The organism is Streptomyces roseirectus, from assembly GCF_014489635.1.
Lineage (GTDB): Bacteria > Actinomycetota > Actinomycetes > Streptomycetales > Streptomycetaceae > Streptomyces > Streptomyces roseirectus.
The window spans coordinates 6,399,902-6,421,455 of record NZ_CP060828.1 but is presented as its reverse complement, the minus strand read 5'-3'; the positions used below and the strand labels follow the sequence as shown (position 1 = coordinate 6,421,455).

Below are 21,554 nucleotides of genomic sequence, written 5' to 3'. Positions count from 1 at the left end.
AATGACGCACCGTCAGGAGGCGGCCCTACGGCGCCGCGCCCAGACCCACGCCCCACCCCCGGCCGCCAACAGCCCGGCGGAGACGAGCCCCAGGGGCAGCGCGAGCCCGGAGCCGGTACTGGCCATGGAGCCGGACGACGCGGAGGTCACAGAACCGGAGGCCCCGGAGGACGCGCTGGTCGAGCCCGGCACCGAGGCCGATGGGGCAACGCTCGGCGCGCTCGAACTCCCGCCCGTGGCACCGGAGTCGGCACCCCCGAACGTCACCGGAACACGAACCGTCTGACTCTGATCCCCGCCCCGCGTATGGTCGTTGCGCGTGATGACGGCACAACTCACCCCGGCCGCCGCGCAGTCGGTGTTCGCATCCTTCGCGCGCACCTTGAGCTGGACACTGAAGGTGCCCTGACGCCCGCTGCCGCCATAGGGTTTGGCGAGCCCCTGCCCGTAGGACGGCGGGTTGGAGGAGACCCAGACGGAGGCGCCGGACTCGCCGGACATGTCGACGCCGCCGACGCAGGGCGTGGGGGTCTTGCCGGGCCCGTTGTCGACGCAGAAGGCGACGTAGACGCCCTTCTCCGTGTTGTAGCCGGTGCCGCTGACGGTGACGGTCTCGCCCGCCGCGGCCAGGCCGGACGTCTTGGACACGGTGAGTTTCTGCCCCTCGGGACCCGAGGCCGTGCCGCTCACGGCGGAGGCGGTCGGGGCGGTCGCGAGCAGGGCGACGGCCGCGAGGGAACACACAACTCCGTGGCCGCGCACGCCACTTGCCGATGTCATGGCACACTCCCACCAGGCGAAACTAAGGAAAGCCTAACCTAAACTAACTGTCAAGGAACTGCCAAGCATCGCGGAGAGGAAAGACCATGCGGAGACGACTGGCCGCCCTGGGAGCGGGCCTCGCGCTGCTGACCGCCGCCTGCGGCACGGGCGGCGGGACGAGCGCGGATCCGGCGCCGAAGTCCGCGAGCGCGCGGGCCGCCGCCGCCCTCGACCGGCTCGCGGCGAACACCGTCGTACCGCTCGAAGGGCCCACCCCCGCACCGGAGTTGCCGGTCACGGTCGACTCCTCCGACGGCCGGAGGGTGACGGTCACGGACGCCTCGCGGATCCTGCCGCTCAACGGCGGCGTCGCGGAGATCGTGTTCACGCTCGGGCTCGGGAAGAACGTCGTCGGGCGGGACATCACGGCGACGTTCGCGGAGGCGAAGAAGCTTCCGCAGGTCACCAAGGCGCACGACGTGAGCGCGGAGAGCGTGCTGTCGCTGCGGCCGACGGTCGTGCTCGCCGACACCGACACCGGGCCCAAGGAGGCGATCGACCAGATCCGGGAGGCGGGGGTCCCCGTCGTCGTCCTCGATCCGGCGACGAAGCTGGCCGACGTGACCACGCGAACGACCCGGATCGCGGCGGCACTTGGTGTGCCGGAGGCCGGAAAGGCGCTCAACTCGCGGATGGCCAAGGAGATTTCGCAGGCGCGGGCCGGGGTGCCCGAGGGGAGCAGGCCGAAGGTCGCGTTCCTCTACATGCGGGGCAGCGCGGCCGTCTACCTGATCGGCGGCAAGGGGTCCGGCGCGGACTCGCTGCTGGAGGCGGCCGGGGCTCAGGACGCGGGCGTGGCGGCCGGGTTCGGGCGTCCGTTCACGCCGATCACCACCGAGGCGCTGGCCCAGGCGAGCCCCGACGTCATCCTCATGATGACGAAGGGGCTCGACTCGGTCGGCGGTCTGGACGGCCTCCTCCAGGTGCCCGGCATCGCCCAGACCCCGGCCGGCATGAACAAGCGGGTCGTCGACATGGAGGACGGCGTCCTGCTGAGCTTCGGCCCGCGCACACCGCTCGTCATCGACATCCTGGTGGACCGGATCCACCGGACCTGAGGCCGCCGACCTCAAAACCTGGGCCCAGAACCCGGCCTCAGAACACGTACGCCTCGACCTCCGCGAGATACCTCGCCCGCCGCTCCTCGTCGTCGTCCAGGAACGACGCGACGAAGGAGTTGCGGGCCAGCTCGCGCAACTGCTCCTGCTTCAGGCCGAGTTGTGCGTGCACCGCGTCGAAGTTGTCGCCCGCGTAACCCCCGAAGTACGCGGGGTCGTCGGAGTTGACCGTGCACAGGAGCCCGGCGTCGAGCATCGCGGGCAGCGGGTGGTCGGCGAGGGTGTCGACGGCGCGCAGGCGGACGTTGGACAGCGGGCACAGGGTCAGCGGGATCCGGTCGCGGACCAGCCGGGCCACCAGCGCCGGGTCCTCCACGCAGCGCAGGCCGTGGTCGATCCGCTCGACGCCGAGGACGTCAAGGGCCTCGGTGATGTACGCGGCCGGACCCTCCTCCCCCGCGTGCGCCACCCGGCGCAGTCCCAGCGCGGCAGCGGCCTCGTAGACCTCGCGGAACTTCACCGGGGGATGCCCGACCTCGGCGGAGTCGAGACCGATACCCGTAATACGGTGGAGGTACGGCTTGGCCTCCACCAGGGTCTCCAGCGCGGACTCGGCGGACTCGTCGCGCAGGAAGCACATGATCAGGCGGGTCGAGACGCCGTGCTTCGCCTCGCTCTCGCCGAGCGCCCGCCACAGGCCCTCGACGACCGTGCCCATCTCCACGCCGCGCGCGAGGTGCGCCTGCGGGTCGAAGAAGATCTCCGCGTGCCGGACGCCCTGGGCCGCGGCCCGTGCGAGGTACGCGTCCGCGAGGTCCGCGAAGTCCTCCTCCGTGCGCAGCACCGCCATCAGCGCGTAGTACAGGTCCAGGAACGACTGGAGGTCCGCGAAGTCGTACGCCCGGCGCAGGGCCTCGGTGTCCGCGTACGGCAGGTTCACGCCGTTGCGCTCGGCCAACGCGAACGCAAGCTCCGGCTCCAGTGTGCCTTCGATGTGCAGGTGCAGTTCTGCTTTGGGGAGGGGCATCGAAGCATCGTAAGCCCGGCTCGGCGCCGTTTCGAAAACCGCCGCCCGCCCCTCCAGTAACAGCACCGACCGCTACCGGCGCTTCGGAACCGGCACCCTCAGCAGATCCCTCGCCACGCTCAACTCCCCCTCGAACCCGGCCGCCCGCGCCTGCCGCTCGAACTCCTCCGCGTCCGTATAACGCTGACTGAAGTGAGTGAGGACGAGATGCCGCACCCCGGCGTCCCGAGCGACCGCCGCCGCCTGCCCCGCCGTCAAGTGCCCGTGATCCGCCGCGAGTTGGGCGTCCTCGTCCAGGAACGTCGACTCGATCACCAGCATGTCGCAGTCCTGCGCGAGGACGTGGACGCCGTCACAGAGCCTCGTGTCCATCACGAACGCGAACCGCTGCCCCCGCCGCAGCTCGCTCACGTCGTCCAGGGTGACGTCCCCGAGGCGGCCCTCGCGTTGCAGGCGGCCCACGTCCGGCCCCTTGATGCCGTGCTCCGCCAAGCGGGCCGGGAGGATGCGGCGGCCGTCCGGCTCGACCAGGCGGTACCCGTACGACTCGACGGGGTGCGAGAGCTTGTGGGCCTCCAGGGTGTACGACGGGGTCTCGGCGAGGGTGAGGAGGCCCGCGCCGGCGAGCGGGGCCTCCGTGATGCCGACCGTTTCCCGGTACGCCGTCGCATAGCGGAGGCGGTCGAAGAAACGCTGACCGGAACGCGGGTAATGGGCGACGACCGGATGCGGGACCTGGTCCAGATTGATCCGCTGGATCATTCCCGCGAGCCCCAGGGAATGGTCGCCGTGGAAATGGGTCACGCAGATTCTGTTCAGGTCGTGCGCGGCCACTCCGGCACGGACCATCTGCCGCTGCGTGCCCTCGCCGGGATCGAAAAGAATCCCGTCCGCATCCCACCGCAGGAAATAACCATTGTGATTACGGTGCCGGGTCGGGACCTGACTCGCCGTCCCCAGTACCACCAACTCGCGTGCGGACACTACTCATTCACCCCGGCGGCCACTGAAGCCCACGTCCGCCCAGGACATGCGCGTGCACATGGAAAACCGTCTGGCCTGCGCCGGCCCCGGTGTTGAACACCGTCCGGTAACTGTCCAGTTTCTCGCTCTCCGCGACGGCCTGCGTCTCCCGCAGAACATCCGCGACGACCTCGGGCGCCCCCACGGCGAGAGCGGCCGCATTCTCGTAATGCGCCTTGGGAATCACCAGCACATGAGTGGGCGCCTGCGGATTGATGTCCCGAAACGCCACCGTCGTCTCGGTCTCCCTCACAATGGTCGCCGGAATCCGCCCCGCGACCACTTTGCAGAACAGACACCCGTCCTGCGGCTCCCCTGCCATACCTGTGCCTCCTCAGTCGTACGGGGAATGGTAGTCGTACGCCCACGGCCGCCCCTCGGCCAGCACCCTCTACGGCAACTCCGGTGCCACCTTCGCCGGCCGCTCCCCCAACCCCTCCAGCGCCAGCGCGATCGCCGCGTCCAACTGCACGTCCACCCCCGCGACATAGTCCTGAGGTCGTACGACCACCTCGACATCGGGATCGACCCCGTGGTTCTCGACGCCCCACCCGACCCCTTCGAGCCAGATCGCGTACTTCGGCTGGGTGACGAGCGTCCGGTCGACCAGCCGGTACCGGCTGTCGATGCCGATCGTGCCGCCCCAGGTCCGGGTGCCGACGACCGGCCCGATCCCGAGCGCCTTGATCGCCGCGTTGACGATGTCCCCGTCGGACCCGGAGAACTCGTTGGCGATGGCGACGACGGGCCCGCGGGGCGCGTCGAGCGGGTAGCTGGTGGGCCGCATCCCCCGGGCCAGGTCCCACCCGACGATCCGCCGGGCGAGCTTCTCGACGACGAGCTGGGAGGTGTGCCCGCCCCGGTTCTCGCGGACGTCGACGAGGAGCCCTTCCCGGGCGACCTCGACGCGCAGGTCACGGTGGATCTGGGCCCAGCCGGGCGCCTGCATGTCGGGAACGTGGAGATAGCCGAGCCGCCCGCCGGAAGCGGCGTGGACGTACGCGCGCCGGTCGGCGACCCAGGCGTGGTACCGCAGCGCCTCCTCGTCGGTGATCGGCACGACGACGGCGTGCCGGACGTCACCGCCCCCGGCGGGCGAGACCGTCAGCTCGACGGCCTTCCCGGCGGTCCCGACGAGCAGCGGACCGGCCCCGGCGACGGGATCGACGGGATGCCCGCCGACGGCGACGATCGCGTCACCGGGCCGGACGGCGACTCCCGGCGCGGCGAGGGGAGATCGCGCGTCGGGATCGGACGTCTCGGAGGGCAGGATCCGGTCGACGCGCCAACTCCCGTCGGAGTGCCGGGAGATGTCCGCCCCGAGGAGCCCCTGGCGCGGCCCCGACCCGTACCCGCGGGCCCCGACGTACGCGTGCGACGTCCCCAACTCCCCCTGGACCTCCCAGAGGAGGTCGACGAGGTCGTCGTGCGTGGCGACGCGGTCGAGGACGGGCCGGTAGCGGTCGAGGACGCCGGCCCAGTCGACGCCGGACAGGTCCTCGCGCCAGAAGTTGTCCCGCATGAGCCGCCCGGCCTCGTCGAACATCTGGCGCCACTCGGCGGCGGGGTCGACGGTCTGCCGGATCCGCCCGAGGTCGACGGTGATGTTGGAGTCGCTGTCCTCGTCCCCGGAGGCGCGCCGGTCGCTGGGGACGACCTTGAGCTTGCCGTCGGTCCACAGCAGCAGCCGTTTGCCGTCGCCGCTGACCTCGTAGCCGTCGGCGTCGTCGGCCAGGTGCTCGACGCGTCGGGCGGCGAGGTCGTAGCGCTCCAACTCCGTGGTGGGGGCGGGGTCTTCGGGGGTGGCCCGGGAGGAGCCGAGGACGCCGCTGACGGGGTGGCGCAGCCACAGCAGCCCGTCCTTGGCGGCGCGCAGCGCGGAGTAGCGGCCGGCCTCGACGGGGAAGGGGACGATGCGGTCGGCGAGCCCGTCGAGGTCGATCCGGGTCGCGGGCGCGCCCTCGCCGTCGGGGGTCTCGTCCTTGTCCGGCGCCTCGAAGGCGCGGCCGTGCCGCTGGGGGCCGAAGGGGGACGGGGTGGTCGCGGCGAGGGTGATGAGGTGGGGGCGCGCGCCGGCGAGGAAGGAGAGGTCGAAGGCGTGCTGGTCGTAGACGGGGTCGAAGGCGCGGGTGGAGAGGAACGCGAGGTGCTTGCCGTCGAGGGTGAACGCGGGCGCGTAGTCGCGGAAGCGCAGCGGGGTCGCCTCGGTGACCGAGAGGTCGGTGGTGTTGGCCAGCATCAGCTGGCTGAGCGGGTTGGGGCCGGGGTGGGTCCAGGCGAGCCAGGCCGAGTCGGGCGAGAAGACCAGGTCACCGACGTCGCCGTCCTCGCTGCGGACGACTTCGCGGACCTCGCCGCTCTCCCGCTCGACGAACAGCAGGCGCCCGTCGTGGGAGGCGACGGCGGCGCGGCTGCCGTCTGGGGCCATGGCCAGCTCCAGGACGCGGCCGAGGGCGCCGCCCGCGAGCCGGCGCGGGGTGGCGCCCGGCGCGAGCCCCGTCGCGGGGGCGAACTCCAGGGCGTCCTCACCCTCGGCGTCCGTCACCCACACCGCCCACTCCTCGCCCTCGGGCGTGCGGAAGGTGCGCGGCAGGCGGGCGCGGACGCCGGGCCGCGCGGCCAGCGCGCGGGCGGGGCCCGCGCGGTGGGTGACCCAGTGGATGCCGCCGCGTACCTCGACGGCGCTGCCGCGCGCGGTGTGGTCGGGCGCGGCCTCGCCGAGCCAGCCGGCGGCGGCGAGGGGGCGGGGTCTGCGGTCCATGCGCTGGCCGCCCAACTGGACGTCCAGCGGCCGGGGTTCGGCGCCGTCGAGGTCGTCGAGGAGCCACAGGGCGCCGGCGGACGCGTACACGAGCCGGGTGCCGTCGCCGGCCAACTGCCGTGCGTAGAAGCCGTCCAGGGGGGTGTGCCGGCGCAGGTCGGTGCCGTCGGGCAGGGACGAGTAGACCGCGCCGGTGCCCTCGTGGTCGGAGAGGAACGCGAGGCGGTCCCCCGTCCACACCGGGAACTCCAGGTTGCCGTCCAACTCCTCGTGCAGGCGGACGAATTCACCCTCGCCGCCCCGGTCGATCCACAACTTGCCCGCCGTGCCGCCCCGGTAGCGCTTCCAGTGGGCGGCCTCGCGGCCGTGGCGCACGGAGAGGAGGACGGGGTGCGGGCCGGCCAGCGTGAGGTCGTCGACGAGGCCGTACGGCAGCGTCGTCGCCGGGCCGCCGTCGAGGGGGACCGCGCGGGCCCAGCTGCGGGAGCGGGACGCCTGGCCCTGGGTGGAGACCACGAGGACGTCACCGTCGGGCGTCCAGCCGCACACGCGGGTGGACGAACTCCCCCAGTACGTCAGGCGGGTCGAGGGCCCGCCCGCGACCGGCGCGACATGCACCTCACGGGCGCCGTCCCGCGTCGACGCCCACGCGAGCGTCGCACCGTCGGGGGATATCCGGGGGGTCAGAACGGGCGTGTTGTCAGCACTCACCCGCCAGGCCCGGCCGCCGTCGAGGGGCGCGAGCCAGACGTCGTCCTCGGCGGTGAAGGCCACCAAGTCGCCGTGCAGATGCGGGAACCGGAGATACGCAGCGGGCTGGGTCACCGGCTCACCCTATGCGGGAAACGCCCGCACAGACACCGGTTTCGGATCACTTGAGCGGGGCCACGGGCGACGCCGACGCGCACTCCCGAGCCCGCCCACGAGAACGCCGGCCGCCCCCGCGAACCCGGCCCCCTCCTCGACTCCCTACGCCCAGCGCCCCGTTAGTCCCAGTACCAGCGCTGCCGCCGCCGTCCCCGCCGTGGACGTCCGCAGCACGCTCCGCCCCAGCCGGCAGGTCACCGCGCCCGCCTGTTCGAAGAGGGCCAACTCCTCGGGGGAGACGCCTCCTTCGGGGCCGACGACGAGGACGATCTCGCCGGTGTCCGGCAGGGCGAGGGTCGCGAGGGGGGCGCTGCCGTACTCCCGGTCCTCGTGCAGCACGACGGCGAGGTCGGCACCCGCGAGCAGCGCGGCGACCTGCTTGCCGGTCGCGGCCTCGGCCACCTCGGGGAACCGCACCCGCCGCGACTGCTTGCCCGACTCCCGTGCCGTGGCACGCCACTTGGCGAGCGCCTTCTGCCCCCGCTCCCCCTTCCACTGCGTGATGCAGCGGGAGGCGGCCCAGGGCACGATCGCGTCGACCCCGACCTCGGTCATCGTCTCGACGGCCAACTCCCCCCGGTCTCCCTTGGGAAGAGCCTGGACGACGGTGAGCCGGGGCACGGGGACGGGCTCCTCGGAAACGTTGTCGAGGCGCACGACCAGCCGGTCCTTGCCCTCGGCGGCGACCACGGCCCCCTCGGCCCAGCGCCCGGCCCCGTCCGTGAGGACGACCGGCTCGCCCGCCTGGAGCCGCTTGACGGAGACGGCGTGCCGCCCCTCGGGCCCGTCGAGCACGAACTCGGCCCCGGCATCCGGGAGTCGGCCGACGACGAAGACCGGCGCGGTCATCAGGCCACGCCCCCGTCGGCGGTCGGCGCGTCGTCCGGGAGCGGCGCCGTCTCGGCCAACGCGGTGCGCGCGGCGTCGAGTTCGGCGGCGAGGACGGCGACGAGGTCCCCGGCGGGCAGCTCGCGCGCCATCCGGTGCCCCTGCCCCGCCCACAGCGCCATGCCCTGCGCGTCCCCGGCCTTCGCGGCGGCCTTGCGCAGCGGCGAGGTGAGGTGGTGGATCTCGGGATACGCGGCGGGGGCGTACGGGCCGTGCTCGCGCAGGAACCGGTTGACCAGACCACGGGCCGGCCGGCCGGAGAACGCGCGTGTCAACTCCGTACGCGCGTACAGGGGGTTGGTCAGCGCCTGCTTGTGGACGGCCGCCGCGCCCGACTCGTGCGTCGCGAGGAACGCGGTGCCGAGCTGGGCCGCGCTCGCGCCCGCCGACAGGACGGCGGCGATCTGGCTGCCCCGCATGATGCCGCCCGCCGCGATCAGCGGCAGCGAGACCGCCTCGCGGATCTGCGCGAGCAGCGCGAGCAGGCCGACGCCCGCACGGTCGTTCTCCGGGTTGTCGCGGTGCGTGCCCTGGTGGCCGCCGGCCTCGACGCCCTGCACGATCACCCCGTCCGCGCCCGCGCGCTCGACGGCGATCGCCTCCTCCGGGGAGGTCGCGGTGACCAGCGTGCGCGTCCCGGCCCGCCGCAGGCTCGCCAGTACCTCGGGGCTCGGGGCGCCGAAGTGGAACGAGACGACGGGGACGGGGTTGTCGAGCAGGACGGCGAGTTTCGCCTCGTAGCCGTCGTCCCGTCCGCTGTCGGGGTCGCCCAGCTCCGTCTCGTACCAGGTGGACTCACCGGCGAGCTGATGCGCGTAGAGCTCGACCGCGCCCGCCTCGGCGTACTCCGGCTGGGGCATGAAGAGGTTCACGCCGAACGGGCGGGAGGTCTGGCCCCGGATCTGCTTGATCTCCTCGTACATGCCGTCGGCCGTCTTGTACCCGGCGGCGAGGAAACCCAGCCCCCCGGCCTCGGACACGGCTGCCGCGAGCCGCGGCACGGAGACCCCGCCCGCCATGGGGGCCTGCACGATCGGGAGGGGAAAGAGATCGGTCAGTTCGGAGGACATGACCGCATGTTGTCACGTCCTCCGAACAACTCCGAACCGACCCCGCGTTTGGCACATGCCAACAAGGATCAACGCCCGTTGAAGGCGTCCTTCAGCCGCGAGAACAGCCCCTGCTGACCCGGCTGACTGTGTCTGCCCGGGGGCCAACCCCCGGACCCCCGGCCGCAGCGCCAGCTCCCGTCAACGGCCGTTGAAGGCGTCCTTCAGCCGCGAGAACAAACCCTGCTGACCCGGCTGGAACTGCCCCTGCGGGCGTTCCTCGCCGCGCAGTTTCGCCAGTTCGCGCAGGAGGCGTTCCTGTTCCGGGTCGAGTTTTGTCGGGGTCTGGACCTCGACGTGGACGATGAGGTCGCCGCGTCCGCCGCCGCGCAGGTGGGTGACGCCGCGCCCGTGGAGCGGGATCGACTGGCCGGACTGGGTGCCGGGGCGGATGTCGACCTCCTCCATGCCGTCCAGCGTCTCCAGGGGGACCTTCGTGCCGAGGGCCGCCGCGGTCATCGGGAGGGTGACCGTGCAGTGCAGGTCGTCGCCCCGGCGCTGGAACATGGCGTGCGGGAGTTCGTGGATCTCGACGTAGAGGTCACCGGCGGGACCGCCGCCGGGCCCGACCTCGCCCTCGCCGGCGAGCTGGATGCGCGTGCCGTTGTCGACGCCCGCCGGGATCTTGACGGTGAGCGTGCGCCGCGAGCGGATGCGGCCGTCACCGGCGCACTCGGGACACGGCGTCGGGACGACCGTCCCGAAGCCCTGGCACTGCGGGCACGGCCGGGACGTCATGACCTGGCCGAGGAAGGACCGCGTGACCTGCGAGACCTCGCCGCGGCCACGGCACATGTCGCACGTCTGCGCGGTGGTGCCGGGCGCGGCCCCCTCGCCGTTGCAGGTGTTGCAGACGATCGCCGTGTCGACCTGGATGTCCTTGGTCGTGCCGAACGCGGCTTCGTCGAGGTCGATCTCCAGACGGATCATCGCGTCCTGGCCGCGCCGGGTGCGCGAGCGCGGGCCGCGCTGGGACGCCGTCCCGAAGAACGCGTCCATGATGTCCGAGAAGTTGCCGAAGCCGCCCGCGCCGAAGCCGCCCGCGCCCCCGCCGCCGCTCTGCGAGAGGGGGTCGCCGCCGAGGTCGTAGACCTGCTTCTTCTGCGGGTCCGACAACACCTCGTACGCGGCGTTGATCTCCTTGAACCGCTCCTGGGTCTTCGGATCGGGGTTGACGTCCGGGTGCAGCTCGCGCGCGAGCCGGCGGAACGCCTTCTTGATCTCATCCTGCGACGCGTCACGGCGCACGCCGAGTACGGCGTAGTAGTCCGTGGCCACTTACGACTCCGCCAAGATCTGTCCGACGTACCTCGCCACTGCGCGTACCGCTCCCATCGTTCCCGGGTAGTCCATGCGGGTCGGTCCGACCACGCCGAGCTTGGCGACTGCCTCGCCGCCCGAACCGTAGCCGACCGACACGACGGACGTGGAGTTGAGTCCTTCGTAGGCGTTCTCGTGCCCGATGCGCACGGTCATGCCCGAATCTCCGGCCTCGCCAAGCAACTTGAGGAGCACGACCTGCTCCTCCAGGGCTTCCAGGACGGGCCGGATGGTGAGGGGAAAGTCATGTCCGAAGCGGGTGAGATTGGCGGTGCCGCCGATCATCAGCCGCTCCTCGTTCTCCTCGACGAGCGTCTCCAGGAGGGTGGAGAGGACCGTCGAGACCGTGCCCCGGTCCTCGCGCTCGAACGCCTCCGCGAGGTCCTCGACGAGCAGGGGCACATCGCTGAACCGGCGGCCGGCGACCCGGCTGTTGAGGCGCGCGCGCAGGTCCGCGAGCGCCGACTCGCCGAAGGGCGCCGGGCAGTCCACCATCCGCTGTTCGACCCGCCCGGTGTCCGTGATCAGCACGAGCATCAGCCGCGCGGGCGCGAGCGCCAGCAGCTCGACGTGCCGGACGGTGGAGCGGGTGAGGGACGGGTACTGGACGACGGCGACCTGCCGGGTGAGCTGCGCGAGCAGCCGTACCGTGCGGGCCACCACGTCGTCCAGGTCGACCGCGCCGTCCAGGAAGTGGTGGATGGCGCGGCGTTCGGGCGCCGTCATCGGCTTGACGCCGGCCAGCTTGTCGACGAACAGGCGGTAGCCCTTGTCCGTGGGGATGCGCCCCGCACTCGTGTGCGGCTGCGCGATGAACCCCTCGTCCTCCAAGACCGCCATGTCGTTGCGCACGGTGGCCGGGGAGACACCGAGGTTGTGCCGCTCCGTGAGCGCCTTCGACCCCACGGGTTCCTCGGTGCCGACATAGTCCTGGACGATCGCGCGCAGCACCTGAAGCCTGCGTTCACTCAGCACCGCGCACACCTCCAGTAGTCCGCCTTGGCACTCTCCCCTGACGACTGCCAGTGTACGGCGGTCGGGTACCACGGGGGCAAGGTCGTCCCGTCGCGGGGGACGGTACCCGCTAGCGTCGCCGCATGACGGTGACTTGGGAAGGGCTGGGCTGGGAGCGGTTGTCGGCCGGGGTGGGGCGGATCCGGCTGCCCGGATGGGACTGCACGACGGGCCTGGTCCTCGCGCCGGGCGCCGCCCTCTTGATCGACTCCGGCTCCTCCCTCGCCGAGGGCGCCCGGCTGCGCGCCGACGCAGAACGCCTCGCCGGCGTCAATGTGACCCATCTCGCCCTCACCCACCCCCACTTCGACCACGTCTTCGGAGCGGCGGCGTTCCCGGAGGCGGAGGTGTACGCGGCACACGCTTCGCACGACGCGGACGAGCTGACGGCGGACGCGGTCCGCAACGGCCTCCCCGAGGAGGCGGCCCGCGCGGCGGCCGAGGCGCTGGTGGTGCCGGACCATGTGGTGACGGGGACACGGAGGGTGGTGCTGGGCGCGGACCCGGACGGCCACGGAGTCGCGCGGGGTGTCGCGGACGCGTCCGGCACGGGCGCCGGCGCAGGGGAGGCGGGCGCGACCGGGCGCGACGTCGGCCACGGCGCCGGGCGAGCTGCCGGGCACCCGGTCGGACCCGGCTCCTGGGAGGCGCGCGCGTGCGATGCCGGGGCCCCCGTCGCGCGCCACCACCCCGGGCGGGCCTCGGCCGCGCGGCACGCCGGCCCCGGCCAAGCCGCCGGTACCCGGCACACCGGCACCGGCCTCGCCCCCGTCGAAGTGCTTCTCGCCCGGCTCGGTCCCGCGCACACCCCCTACGACCTTGTCGTGCTCGTCCCCGGGGCCGTTCGTGTCGTGTTCTGCGGGGATCTCGTCGAGGAGTCGGGGGAGCCGCAGGCGGGGGCGGACGCGGTGCCGGGGCGGTGGGCGGCGGCGCTGGACGCGTTGCTGGCGCTGGGCGGGGAGGACGCGGTGTACGTGCCGGGGCACGGGGCGGTGGTGGACGCCGGGTTCGTGCGGCGGCAACGGGACGCTCTCAGCGAACGCTTCGGCGTGTCGCGCGGGTGATGGCGGGACCGGCGTCCGGCGCTTCTCCTATCGTCATCCGAATGCGCCAGTACTCGACGGACCTCACGCCTCCCTGGAAGAAGAAGCAGGCCCCCGCCCCCGAGGTCCCCGCCGACCCCGGGCTCGTCGTCGAGGAGCCCGGCAGCGGTTTCTGCGGTGCGGTGATCCGGTGCGAGGCGGGCACGGTCACCCTGGAGGACCGCTTCGGCAAGCACCGCGTGTTCCCGATGGAACCCCGGGGCTTCCTCCTGGAGGGCAGGGTGGTGACCCTGGTCCGGCCCACGCAGGCCCCGGCGAAACCCGCCCGCACCGCCTCCGGCTCCGTCGCCGTCCCCGGCGCCCGCGCGCGTGTGGCCCGCGCCGGGCGCATCTACGTCGAGGGCCGGCACGACGCGGAACTCGTCGAGAAGGTCTGGGGCGACGATCTGCGCATCGAGGGCGTCGTCGTCGAGTACCTGGAGGGTGTGGACGACCTTCCCGCGATCGTCTCCGACTTCGGCCCCGGCCCCGACGCCCGCCTCGGCATCCTCGTCGACCACCTCGTGCCGGGCACGAAGGAGTGGCGCATCGCCCAGGCCGTGACCAGCGAACACGCCCTCGTCGTCGGCCACCCCTACATCGACATCTGGGAAGCGGTGAAACCCACCACCCTCGGCATCCCCGCCTGGCCCCGCATCCCCCACGGCCAGGACTGGAAAACCGGCGTCTGCAAAGCCCTCGGCTGGCCCTCCGACAACACCGGCGCCGTCTGGCAGGCCATCCTCAAACGCGTCACGTCCTACAAGGACCTGGAACCGGAACTCCTGGGCAGAGTGGAGGAGTTGATCGACTTCGTCACGGGTAGCGATGGGGCCTGACGTTCTCGTACGTGGCGAATTCGCTCGTGTCCAGCACGACATCCAGGTGGTCCAGCCAAGACAGGCACGCCGCCTGCCGCGTAGACCGACCGCTTGACCACGTAGTCCTGGTGGACGGTCGTCGTGGAGACGACCTCGACGGCCATCGTGACGGCCTCACTCGGCACCAGCCGGCCCGCCCCCGGCGAGGCGCCGCGCTCCAGGACCACCAGGTCGGGCACCGGCTCACTGGGCTCGCCGGCGATGTCGATGTCCTGGGTCTGCAAGCGGCTCCAGCGTTTCCGTGGGATCTGGTCCTGTACGTCGGTGACGATCCGGTTGTGCGCGATGTCAGGGCCGGCCGTCATCACGATCACCCCCCGAAGGAGTTCCGCCTTGACGCCCTCGGGGGCCTCGAACTCCGCGAAGATCCTGGTCATCCGGCACTTGTCCACAGCGGCCAGCTCCATTTCACTCCCCCGGGTGATCAGTCCACCAGGTCTCTGACCACCGCGTCCGCCAGCAGTCGGCCCCGCAGTGTCAGTACGGCGCGGCCGGCGTCGTAGGGACCCGGTTCCAGGAGGCCGGTGGAGAGGGCGTGGTGGGCGGCGGTGGTGCCGGACTGGTGGAGGAGGTCGAGGGGGACGCCCTCGCGGAGGCGGAGTTCGAGGAGGATGCGTTCGACGCGGCGGTCCTCCTCGGAGAGGAGTTCGCGGCCGGCCCCCGGCGACTTCCCGCCGGCCAGCGCCGCCGCGTACGCGCCGGGGTGCTTCACGTTCCACCAGCGGACGCCGCCCACATGGGAGTGGGCACCGGGCCCGGCGCCCCACCAGTCCGCGCCGCGCCAGTACAGCTCGTTGTGCAGGCACCGCGCGGCCTCGGACGTGGCCCAGTTGGACACCTCGTACCAGGCGAACCCGGCGTCGGAGAGCGCCGACTCGGTCATGAGGTAGCGGTCGGCGTGGACGTCGTCGTCGGTCATGGGCACCTCCCCCCGCCGGATCCGCCGCGCGAGCTGCGTGCCCTCCTCGACGATGAGGGCGTACGCGCTGATGTGGTCGGGCCCGGCGCCGAGGGCCGCGTCGAGGGAGGCCCGCCAGTCGTCGTCGGACTCGCCGGGCGTGCCGTAGATGAGGTCGAGGTTGACGTGCTCGAACCCGGCGTCGTGGGCTTCCCGCACGCACGCCTCCGGCCGCCCCGGCGTGTGCGTGCGGTCGAGGATCCGCAGGACGTGCGGCCGGGCGCTCTGCATCCCGAACGACACCCGGTTGAACCCGCCCGCGCGCAGCTCGGCGAGGTAGGCGGGGTCGACGGTCTCGGGGTTCGCCTCGGTGGTGACCTCCGCGTCGGCCGCGAGCCCGAACTCGTCCCGGATCGCGCCGAGCATCCGGACGAGGTCGGCGGCGGCGAGCAGCGTGGGCGTGCCCCCGCCGACGAACACGGTCCGCACCTCGCGCGGATCGTCCCCGAGGACCTTGCGGGCGAGCCGGATCTCGTCGATCAGCGTGTCCGCGTAGTTGTCCCGCGACGCCAGGACGCCTCCCGTGCCCCGCAGCTCGGTCGCGGTGTACGTGTTGAAGTCGCAGTACCCGCACCGCGTCGCGCAGTACGGAACGTGCAGGTAGAAGCCGAGCGGACGCTCCGCGCCCCCGGCGAGCGCGGCAGCGGGCAGCGCGCCGTCGTCGGGTACGGGTTCCCCGTCGGGAAGTACGGAAGGCATACCCCCATTGTCCCGCACCCCTGAGGACCCCGTAGTACCCAGTAGCTACTCCGCCTGTAGCACCAGCAGCGCCAGATCGTCCTCCGGTGGCTTCTCGCCGAACTCCTGGACCTGCCGGTGGATGTGGTCGGCGATCTCCTGGACGTCGTACCCCGCGCACTGCGCGAGGGCGATCGCGAGTCCGTCCTCGTCGTCGAACTGCCGTGCCCCGTCGCGCCGTTCGGTGACCCCGTCGGTGACGCACAGGAGGCTGTCGCCGGGCGCGAGGTGGAGGACGTCGCTGGTGTAGGCGGCGTCCTCGACGACCCCGATGAGGGTCTGCGGCTGGGCGACCGTGCAGACGCTGCCGTCGGGCCGCAGCAGCAGCGGCAGCGGATGCCCGGCGGACGCGAGGGTGACCCGTACCCCTCCCTCGTAGGGGATCAGCTCGCCGTAGAGGAGGGAGAGGAACCGCGTCTGGGGCCCTTCCCCGGGCCCGGCGGGGCCGACGTACGCGCGGGCGGCGGCGTCGGCGGCCTCGGTCGCGTCGTCGAGGAGGAGCTGGTTGAGGCGGTCGAGGACGTCGGCCACCCCGTACCCCTCGCGGGCCAGCAGCCGCAGCCACGGCCGGGCGAGGCCGATGACGACGGCGGCCTCGGGCCCCTTGCCCTGGACGTCGCCGATGGCGAAGCACCAGCGCCCGTCCCCGGCGGGGAAGAGGTCGTAGAAGTCGCCGCCGGGCCCGCCCTTCTCGCGGGGTTCGTAGACGAGCGCGCTGCGCACGCCGGGGATCTCGGCGACGGAGACGGGCAGCAGCCCGCTCTGCAGGACGGAGCTGATGGTGACCTGCCGCGCGTACTGCCGGGCCGCGCCGATCGCGAGGGCGACGCGCCGGCTGAGGTCTTCGACGAGGCCGGTGACCTCGTCGGGGAAGCGCTGGGCGCCGGCGCGTCCGATGACGAGCGTGCCGAGCGGCCGGCCGCCGGCGACGAGGCGGTAGGACAGGGCGGTGCCGGGCGTGCCGAGGGCGGGGCCCGGCCAGGGGTGGTCGTAGGGCTGGGTGTCGGGGGGCCGGCCGGGGTCGGCGGGCTGCGGCGGCACCAGCTCCAGCTCGCGGCGCAGCGCCTCCAGGCACCCTTCGCTGCCGTGCCAGACCCGGGCGAGCCGGGGCGCGGTCAGCTCGTCCTCCAGCCAGACGGCGCACCAGTCGGCGACGCGCGGCACGAGGACCTGTCCGGTGAGCGCCGCGACCAGGTCCTCGTCGAGCTGGCCCGCGAGCAGGTGGGACGCCTCCGCGAGGAAGGAGAGCGCGCCGCGTCCGAGCCAGTCCTGCTCGTACCGGGAGGGCTGCGGTTCGGGCGCGAGGGCGACGGCGAGCCCGAGGGAGGGCAGGGGCGCGAGCACGGAGACGGGCTGGTCGGGGCGGCCCTCCGGTTCGCCCTCGCCGCCGTCGCCGAGGCGCGCCCACACCGTCTTGCCGTCGCGCCGGTAGGTGACGCCCCACTCCGCCGCGAGGGCGGTGACGAGCCGCAGTCCCCGGCCGTACTCGGCGGGTTCGTACGCCGGGTCGGGGTCGCCGTCGCGCAGGGTCCGCGAGGGGTGCCGGTCGCAGACCTCGACGACGATGTCGCAGGCCGTCCCCGCGTTCTCCTTCGCCTCTTCGAGGCGGCAGCTGATCTCGACGTCGGTGCCGGCGTGAACGACGGCGTTGGTGACGAACTCGCTGAGGACGAGCATCGCCTCGTCCCCGGCGCGGGTGCTGACGGGCCAGCCGGCGGCGGTCCACTCGTCGAGCGCGGAGCCGAACAACTCCCGTGCGGTGCCCGGCGCGAGGGCGCTGCCGGTGAGGTTCGCGGCGATCTTCGGCGGGCGGCGGGTCCGGGAGAGCGGGGTCGACTCCCGTTGTGTCGGAATGGTCCCCATCGGGCGGCTCCCCTCCCCGAGCAGTTGGTTCGAATACGCCTCGGCCTACCCCCACAGAGTGACAGACTGACTACGCCCATAAGCGCCGAGTTACCGAAGTGGGCCGTCATGAGTGAGAACAGTGCTGTGTGTGTGCTCGAAGACGGATCAATTGAGGGCGGGATTCGAGCATCTGCGCTACGCCCTCTGCTCACCGCGCTGATCGCCGCCCGCGACGGCGAGTTCATCCGGGTGCCGCCATCGGAGGACGACGGGATGGTGGCCGAACTGACCTCCGTCTTCAACCAGATCGTCGACCGGAGCGTCCACTTCAACGACGAGGTGCGGCGGGTGAAGCGCGAGGTGGTCCGGCACGGCCGGCTGGACGAGCGGGTCTCGGCCAGTCCGGGCCAGGGCCGTTGGACGTCGCGCGTGAACGACGTGAACCAGCTGATCGACGCGCTCGCGGCGCCGGCGGCGAACGCCGCGCGGGTGCTGGACGCGGTGGCGGGCGGCGACCTCACGCAGCGCGTGGACCTGCACGACGGCACCCGTCAACTCCGGGGCGATCTGCGCCGGTTGGGGCGGGCCGTCAACAAGATGGTCGACCAGCTCTCGCTGTTCACCGGCGAGGTCACCCGGGTCGCGCGCGAGGTCGGCACCGAGGGCCGGCTCGGCGGACGCGCCAAGGTGCAGGGTCTGTCGGGCAGTTGGCGCGACGTGACGGAGGCCGTCAACACGATGGCGGCCCGCCTCACGGCCCAGGTGCGGGACATCGCGGTGGTGACGACGGCGGTGGCGCGCGGGGACCTGACGCGGACGGTGACGGTCGAGGCGACCGGTGAACTCCTCGAACTCAAGCTGACCGTCAACACGATGGTGGACCAGCTCTCCGCGTTCGCGGACGAGGTGACCCGGGTCTCCCGCGAGGTGGGCACGGAGGGCCAGTTGGGCGGGCGGGCCCAGGTGCGGGGCGTGTCCGGGGTGTGGAAGGACCTCACCGACAACGTCAACTTCATGGCCTCGAACCTGACTTCACAGGTCCGCAACATCGCCCAGGTGACCACCGCCGTCGCCAACGGCGACCTCAGTCAGAAGATCACCGTGGACGCCCAGGGCGAGATCCTGGAGCTGAAGGACACGGTGAACACGATGGTGGACCAGCTCTCGGCGTTCGCCGACGAGGTCACGCGCGTCGCCCGTGAGGTGGGCACGGAAGGCAACCTGGGCGGCCGGGCCCACGTGCGGGGCGTGTCCGGGGTGTGGAAAGACCTCACGGACAACGTCAACTTCATGGCGGACAACCTGACTTCGCAGGTCCGCAACATCGCCCTCGTCTCGACGGCCGTCGCGCAGGGGGACCTCGGCAAGAAGATCACCGTGGAGGCGAAGGGCGAGATCCTGGAGCTGAAGACGACCATCAACACGATGGTCGACCAGCTCTCGGCGTTCGCCGACGAGGTGACCCGGGTCGCCCGCGAGGTCGGCACGGAAGGGAACCTGGGCGGTCAGGCGCAGGTGCGGGGCGTGTCGGGGGTGTGGAAGGACCTCACCGACAACGTCAACTTCATGGCCTCGAACCTGACTTCACAGGTCCGCAACATCGCCCAGGTCACCACCGCCGTCGCCAACGGCGATCTCTCCAAGAAGATCACGGTCGACGCGCGCGGCGAGATCCTTCAGCTCAAGGACACCGTCAACACGATGGTCGACCAACTCCGGGCGTTCGCCGACGAGGTGACCCGCGTCGCCCGAGAGGTCGGTACCGAGGGCCAGTTGGGCGGCCGGGCCCAGGTGCGGGGCGTCTCCGGGGTGTGGAAGGACCTCACGGACAACGTCAACTACATGGCGGACAACCTCACTTCGCAGGTCCGCAACATCGCGCAGGTGGCGACGGCCGTCGCGCAGGGCGACCTGTCGAAGAAGATCGACGTGGACGCGCGCGGCGAGATCCTGGAACTCAAGACGACCATCAACACGATGGTCGACACGCTCTCCGCGTTCGCCTCCGAGGTCACCCGGGTCGCCCGCGAGGTCGGCTCCGAGGGCCAACTCGGCGGCCAGGCACGGGTGGAGGGCGTCTACGGCACCTGGAAGCGGCTGACGACCAACGTCAACGAACTCGCCCTGAACCTCACCACCCAGGTCCGCGCGATCGCCGAGGTCGCCTCCGCCGTGGCCCAGGGCGACCTGACCCGGGCGATCACCGTCGAGGCACGCGGCGAGGTCGCCGAACTCAAGGACGACGTCAACCTGATGGTCGCCAACCTCCGCGAGACGACCCGCGCGAAGGACTGGCTGGAGTCCAACCTGGCCCGCCTCGCCGGGCTGATGCAGGGCCGCCGGGACCTGACGGAGGTCGCCGACCTGATCCTGCGGGAGCTGACGCCGCTGGTGAACGCCCAGTACGGGGCGTTCTACCTGGCCGACCCGGAGGACCACACCGCCGGTCCCACGAAGGGCCTCGCGTTCATCGCCGGGTACGGCGCGATCGAGACCGGCGGACAGCCGGTGCACGGGCTGGTCCGGCAGGCGGCGCGGGAGAAGAAGCGGATCCTGGTCGAGGAGACCCCGGCGGACTACATCAAGATCGTGAGCGGTCTCGGCGAGGCGGCGCCGACGACCGTCGTCATCATCCCGATCCTGTTCGAGGACACGCTCCTCGGCGTCGTCGAACTCGCCTCGTTCTCCCGCTTCTCGGACGTCCACCTCGCGTTCTTCGACCAGTTCGTCAACACGATCGGCGTCGCCATCAGCACGATCGTCGCCAACTCCCGTACGGAGTCGCTGCTCGGCGAGTCCCAGCGGCTCGCCCGCCAGCTCCAGGAACGCTCGGACGAACTCCAGAAGCAGCAGGCCGAGTTGCGCCGCTCCAACGCCGAACTCGCCGAGAAGGCCGCCCTGCTGGCGACCTCCTCGCAGTACAAGTCGGAATTCCTCGCGAACATGTCCCACGAGCTGCGCACCCCGCTCAACTCCCTGCTGATCCTGGCCCGGTTGCTCTCCGACAACCCCGACGGCCACCTCTCCGACCAGGAGGTGCAGTTCGCGACGACGATCCACCGCTCGGGCTCGGACCTGCTCCAGCTCATCAACGACATCCTCGACCTGTCGAAGATCGAGGCGGGCCGCATGGACGTCCGCCCGAAGAAGCTCCCGCTGATCAAGCTCCTCGACTACGTCCACGCGACGTTCCGGCCGCTCACCCTGGACCGGGGGCTGTCCTTCGAGGTGTCCGTCGGCGACGACGTGCCGCGCGCGATGTACTCCGACGAGCAGCGCATCCAGCAGATCCTGCGCAACCTGCTGTCCAACGCGATCAAGTTCACGGCGTCGGGCAGCGTGGAGCTACGGGTCACCCGCGCGCCGGACGACCTCGTCGCGTTCTCCGTCACCGACACGGGCATCGGGATCGCCCCGGAGAAGCTGCCCGGCATCTTCGAGGCGTTCCAGCAGGCCGACGGCACCACCAATCGCAAGTACGGCGGCACGGGCCTGGGGCTCTCCATCAGCCGGGAGATCGCGGGCCTGCTGGGCGGCAGGATCGTCGCGGAGAGCTCGCCGGGCCTCGGCTCGACGTTCACCCTGTACCTCCCGGTCGTCAGCCCCGGCCACCTCGCGCCGTCGTCCGCCGAACCCGACTCCGACTCCGACTCCGACTCCGCCGAGTCCGACGAGGAGTGGCCGCCGGCCGCCGACGCCGAGACCTGGCGCACCGGCCGTCCCGCCCGCGTCCTGCCCGGCCGCAAGGTCCTCATCGTCGACGACGACATCCGCAACGTCTTCGCCCTGACCCATGTCCTCGGCCGGGTCGGCATGGCCGTCCAGTACGCGGAGAACGGCCGCGAGGGCATCGAACTCCTGGAGTCCGACGGGGAGATCGAGCTGATCCTGATGGACATCATGATGCCGGAGATGGACGGCTACGAGACGATCACCGCCATCCGCCGCTCCCCCCGCTGGCGCGGCCTGCCCATCATCGCCCTCACCGCGAAGGCCATGCCGGGCGACCGCGAGAAGGCGATCGCCCGGGGGGCCGACGACTATGTGCCGAAGCCGGTGGACATCGACGAGCTGCTGAGGGTGGTGTGCGGGGTGCTGGCGCCGGAGAGTGAGGAGGGTGGGGGTGAGTAGGTGAGCGAGCGGGGGTGAGGCGAGGGGGGT

Annotated in this window: 15 protein-coding genes and 1 pseudogene; 4 read left to right on the top strand and 12 right to left on the bottom strand. The window is 72.1% G+C overall.

The genetic code is table 11. From position 1 onward, the window contains the following. Nucleotides 1-12 precede the first annotated feature (12 nt). On the bottom strand, nucleotides 13-780 hold the full coding sequence (locus tag IAG44_RS27445) for a neocarzinostatin apoprotein domain-containing protein (RefSeq protein WP_187749743.1): 768 nt from the start codon (nucleotides 778-780) through the stop codon (nucleotides 13-15). Between the two features lie 86 nt (nucleotides 781-866). Here IAG44_RS27445 and IAG44_RS27440 point away from each other — a divergent pair, with 86 nt between their 5' ends. Then, on the top strand, nucleotides 867-1,880 hold the full coding sequence (locus IAG44_RS27440) for a heme/hemin ABC transporter substrate-binding protein (protein WP_187749742.1): 1,014 nt from the start codon (nucleotides 867-869) through the stop codon (nucleotides 1,878-1,880). A gap of 37 nt (nucleotides 1,881-1,917) precedes the next feature. Here IAG44_RS27440 and IAG44_RS27435 read toward each other — a convergent pair whose 3' ends face one another. The 8 genes from IAG44_RS27435 to hrcA form a co-directional block, all read right to left on the bottom strand. Continuing rightward, nucleotides 1,918-2,907: an adenosine deaminase gene (locus tag IAG44_RS27435; RefSeq protein ID WP_187749741.1), complete on the bottom strand. Its 990-nt coding sequence runs from the start codon at nucleotides 2,905-2,907 to the stop codon at nucleotides 1,918-1,920. Between the two features lie 72 nt (nucleotides 2,908-2,979). Beyond that, nucleotides 2,980-3,891, bottom strand: coding sequence for a ribonuclease Z (locus tag IAG44_RS27430; RefSeq protein WP_187749740.1), 912 nt, complete (start codon nucleotides 3,889-3,891; stop codon nucleotides 2,980-2,982). Nucleotides 3,892-3,898: 7 nt separating this feature from the next. After that, entirely contained in the window at nucleotides 3,899-4,252 is a 354-nt protein-coding gene (locus IAG44_RS27425; RefSeq protein WP_187749739.1) for a histidine triad nucleotide-binding protein, read from the bottom strand. A 69-nt stretch (nucleotides 4,253-4,321) separates the two neighbouring features. Then, nucleotides 4,322-7,516 carry a S41 family peptidase gene (locus IAG44_RS27420; RefSeq protein WP_187749738.1) on the bottom strand — a complete coding sequence of 1,065 codons (3,195 nt, stop codon included), beginning with the start codon at nucleotides 7,514-7,516 and terminating at the stop codon, nucleotides 4,322-4,324. Nucleotides 7,517-7,660: 144 nt separating this feature from the next. Next, nucleotides 7,661-8,407 (bottom strand): 16S rRNA (uracil(1498)-N(3))-methyltransferase, encoded by a 747-nt coding sequence (locus IAG44_RS27415; protein WP_187749737.1) that lies wholly within the window; start codon nucleotides 8,405-8,407, stop codon nucleotides 7,661-7,663. Continuing rightward, the gene (locus IAG44_RS27410; RefSeq protein WP_187749736.1) at nucleotides 8,407-9,516 is read right to left on the bottom strand and encodes a nitronate monooxygenase; all 1,110 of its coding nucleotides are present in this window, start codon (nucleotides 9,514-9,516) and stop codon (nucleotides 8,407-8,409) included. The genes IAG44_RS27415 and IAG44_RS27410 overlap by 1 nt, the downstream gene beginning before the upstream one ends. A 180-nt stretch (nucleotides 9,517-9,696) precedes the next feature. Further along, nucleotides 9,697-10,833 carry a molecular chaperone DnaJ gene (gene dnaJ / locus IAG44_RS27405; RefSeq protein WP_187749735.1) on the bottom strand — a complete coding sequence of 379 codons (1,137 nt, stop codon included), beginning with the start codon at nucleotides 10,831-10,833 and terminating at the stop codon, nucleotides 9,697-9,699. Next, entirely contained in the window at nucleotides 10,834-11,850 is a 1,017-nt protein-coding gene (gene hrcA / locus IAG44_RS27400; RefSeq protein WP_187749734.1) for a heat-inducible transcriptional repressor HrcA, read from the bottom strand. A 122-nt stretch (nucleotides 11,851-11,972) separates the two neighbouring features. Between hrcA and IAG44_RS27395 the strand changes: the two genes are divergently transcribed. Both IAG44_RS27395 and IAG44_RS27390 read left to right on the top strand, forming a co-directional pair. Beyond that, the gene (locus IAG44_RS27395) at nucleotides 11,973-12,953 is read left to right on the top strand and encodes an MBL fold metallo-hydrolase (RefSeq protein WP_187749733.1); all 981 of its coding nucleotides are present in this window, start codon (nucleotides 11,973-11,975) and stop codon (nucleotides 12,951-12,953) included. Between the two features lie 41 nt (nucleotides 12,954-12,994). Next, complete coding sequence (locus IAG44_RS27390) at nucleotides 12,995-13,810, top strand: DUF3097 domain-containing protein (RefSeq protein ID WP_187749732.1); 816 nt, start codon at nucleotides 12,995-12,997, stop codon at nucleotides 13,808-13,810. Here IAG44_RS27390 and IAG44_RS27385 read toward each other — a convergent pair. The 3 genes and pseudogenes from IAG44_RS27385 to IAG44_RS27375 form a co-directional block, all read right to left on the bottom strand. Next, nucleotides 13,788-14,259 (bottom strand): annotated as a pseudogene (locus IAG44_RS27385) (Uma2 family endonuclease). The gene IAG44_RS27390 and the pseudogene IAG44_RS27385 sit on opposite strands and share 23 nt — an antisense overlap. Before the next feature lie 17 nt (nucleotides 14,260-14,276). Continuing rightward, on the bottom strand, nucleotides 14,277-15,509 hold the full coding sequence (hemW, locus tag IAG44_RS27380) for a radical SAM family heme chaperone HemW (RefSeq protein ID WP_187749731.1): 1,233 nt from the start codon (nucleotides 15,507-15,509) through the stop codon (nucleotides 14,277-14,279). A 45-nt stretch (nucleotides 15,510-15,554) separates the two neighbouring features. Continuing rightward, nucleotides 15,555-17,411, bottom strand: coding sequence for a SpoIIE family protein phosphatase (locus tag IAG44_RS27375; protein ID WP_187749730.1), 1,857 nt, complete (start codon nucleotides 17,409-17,411; stop codon nucleotides 15,555-15,557). A 108-nt stretch (nucleotides 17,412-17,519) separates the two neighbouring features. Here IAG44_RS27375 and IAG44_RS27370 point away from each other — a divergent pair, with 108 nt between their 5' ends. After that, nucleotides 17,520-21,524, top strand: a complete 4,005-nt coding sequence (locus tag IAG44_RS27370) for a HAMP domain-containing protein (protein WP_187749729.1) — start codon at nucleotides 17,520-17,522, stop codon at nucleotides 21,522-21,524. Nucleotides 21,525-21,554: the final 30 nt, after the last annotated feature.

What these genes read in the sequence shown, in the direction of transcription:
- IAG44_RS27445 (WP_187749743.1), bottom strand. Translation starts at nt 780, where the DNA reads ATGACATCGGCAAGTGGCGTGCGCGGCCACGGAGTTGTGTGTTCCCTC.
- IAG44_RS27440 (WP_187749742.1), top strand. Translation starts at nt 867, where the DNA reads ATGCGGAGACGACTGGCCGCCCTGGGAGCGGGCCTCGCGCTGCTGACC.
- IAG44_RS27435 (WP_187749741.1), bottom strand. Translation starts at nt 2,907, where the DNA reads ATGCCCCTCCCCAAAGCAGAACTGCACCTGCACATCGAAGGCACACTG.
- IAG44_RS27425 (WP_187749739.1), bottom strand. Translation starts at nt 4,252, where the DNA reads ATGGCAGGGGAGCCGCAGGACGGGTGTCTGTTCTGCAAAGTGGTCGCG.
- IAG44_RS27415 (WP_187749737.1), bottom strand. Translation starts at nt 8,407, where the DNA reads ATGACCGCGCCGGTCTTCGTCGTCGGCCGACTCCCGGATGCCGGGGCC.
- IAG44_RS27410 (WP_187749736.1), bottom strand. Translation starts at nt 9,516, where the DNA reads ATGTCCTCCGAACTGACCGATCTCTTTCCCCTCCCGATCGTGCAGGCC.
- IAG44_RS27395 (WP_187749733.1), top strand. Translation starts at nt 11,973, where the DNA reads ATGACGGTGACTTGGGAAGGGCTGGGCTGGGAGCGGTTGTCGGCCGGG.
- IAG44_RS27390 (WP_187749732.1), top strand. Translation starts at nt 12,995, where the DNA reads ATGCGCCAGTACTCGACGGACCTCACGCCTCCCTGGAAGAAGAAGCAG.
- hemW (WP_187749731.1), bottom strand. Translation starts at nt 15,509, where the DNA reads ATGCCTTCCGTACTTCCCGACGGGGAACCCGTACCCGACGACGGCGCG.
- IAG44_RS27375 (WP_187749730.1), bottom strand. Translation starts at nt 17,411, where the DNA reads ATGGGGACCATTCCGACACAACGGGAGTCGACCCCGCTCTCCCGGACC.
- IAG44_RS27370 (WP_187749729.1), top strand. Translation starts at nt 17,520, where the DNA reads ATGAGTGAGAACAGTGCTGTGTGTGTGCTCGAAGACGGATCAATTGAG.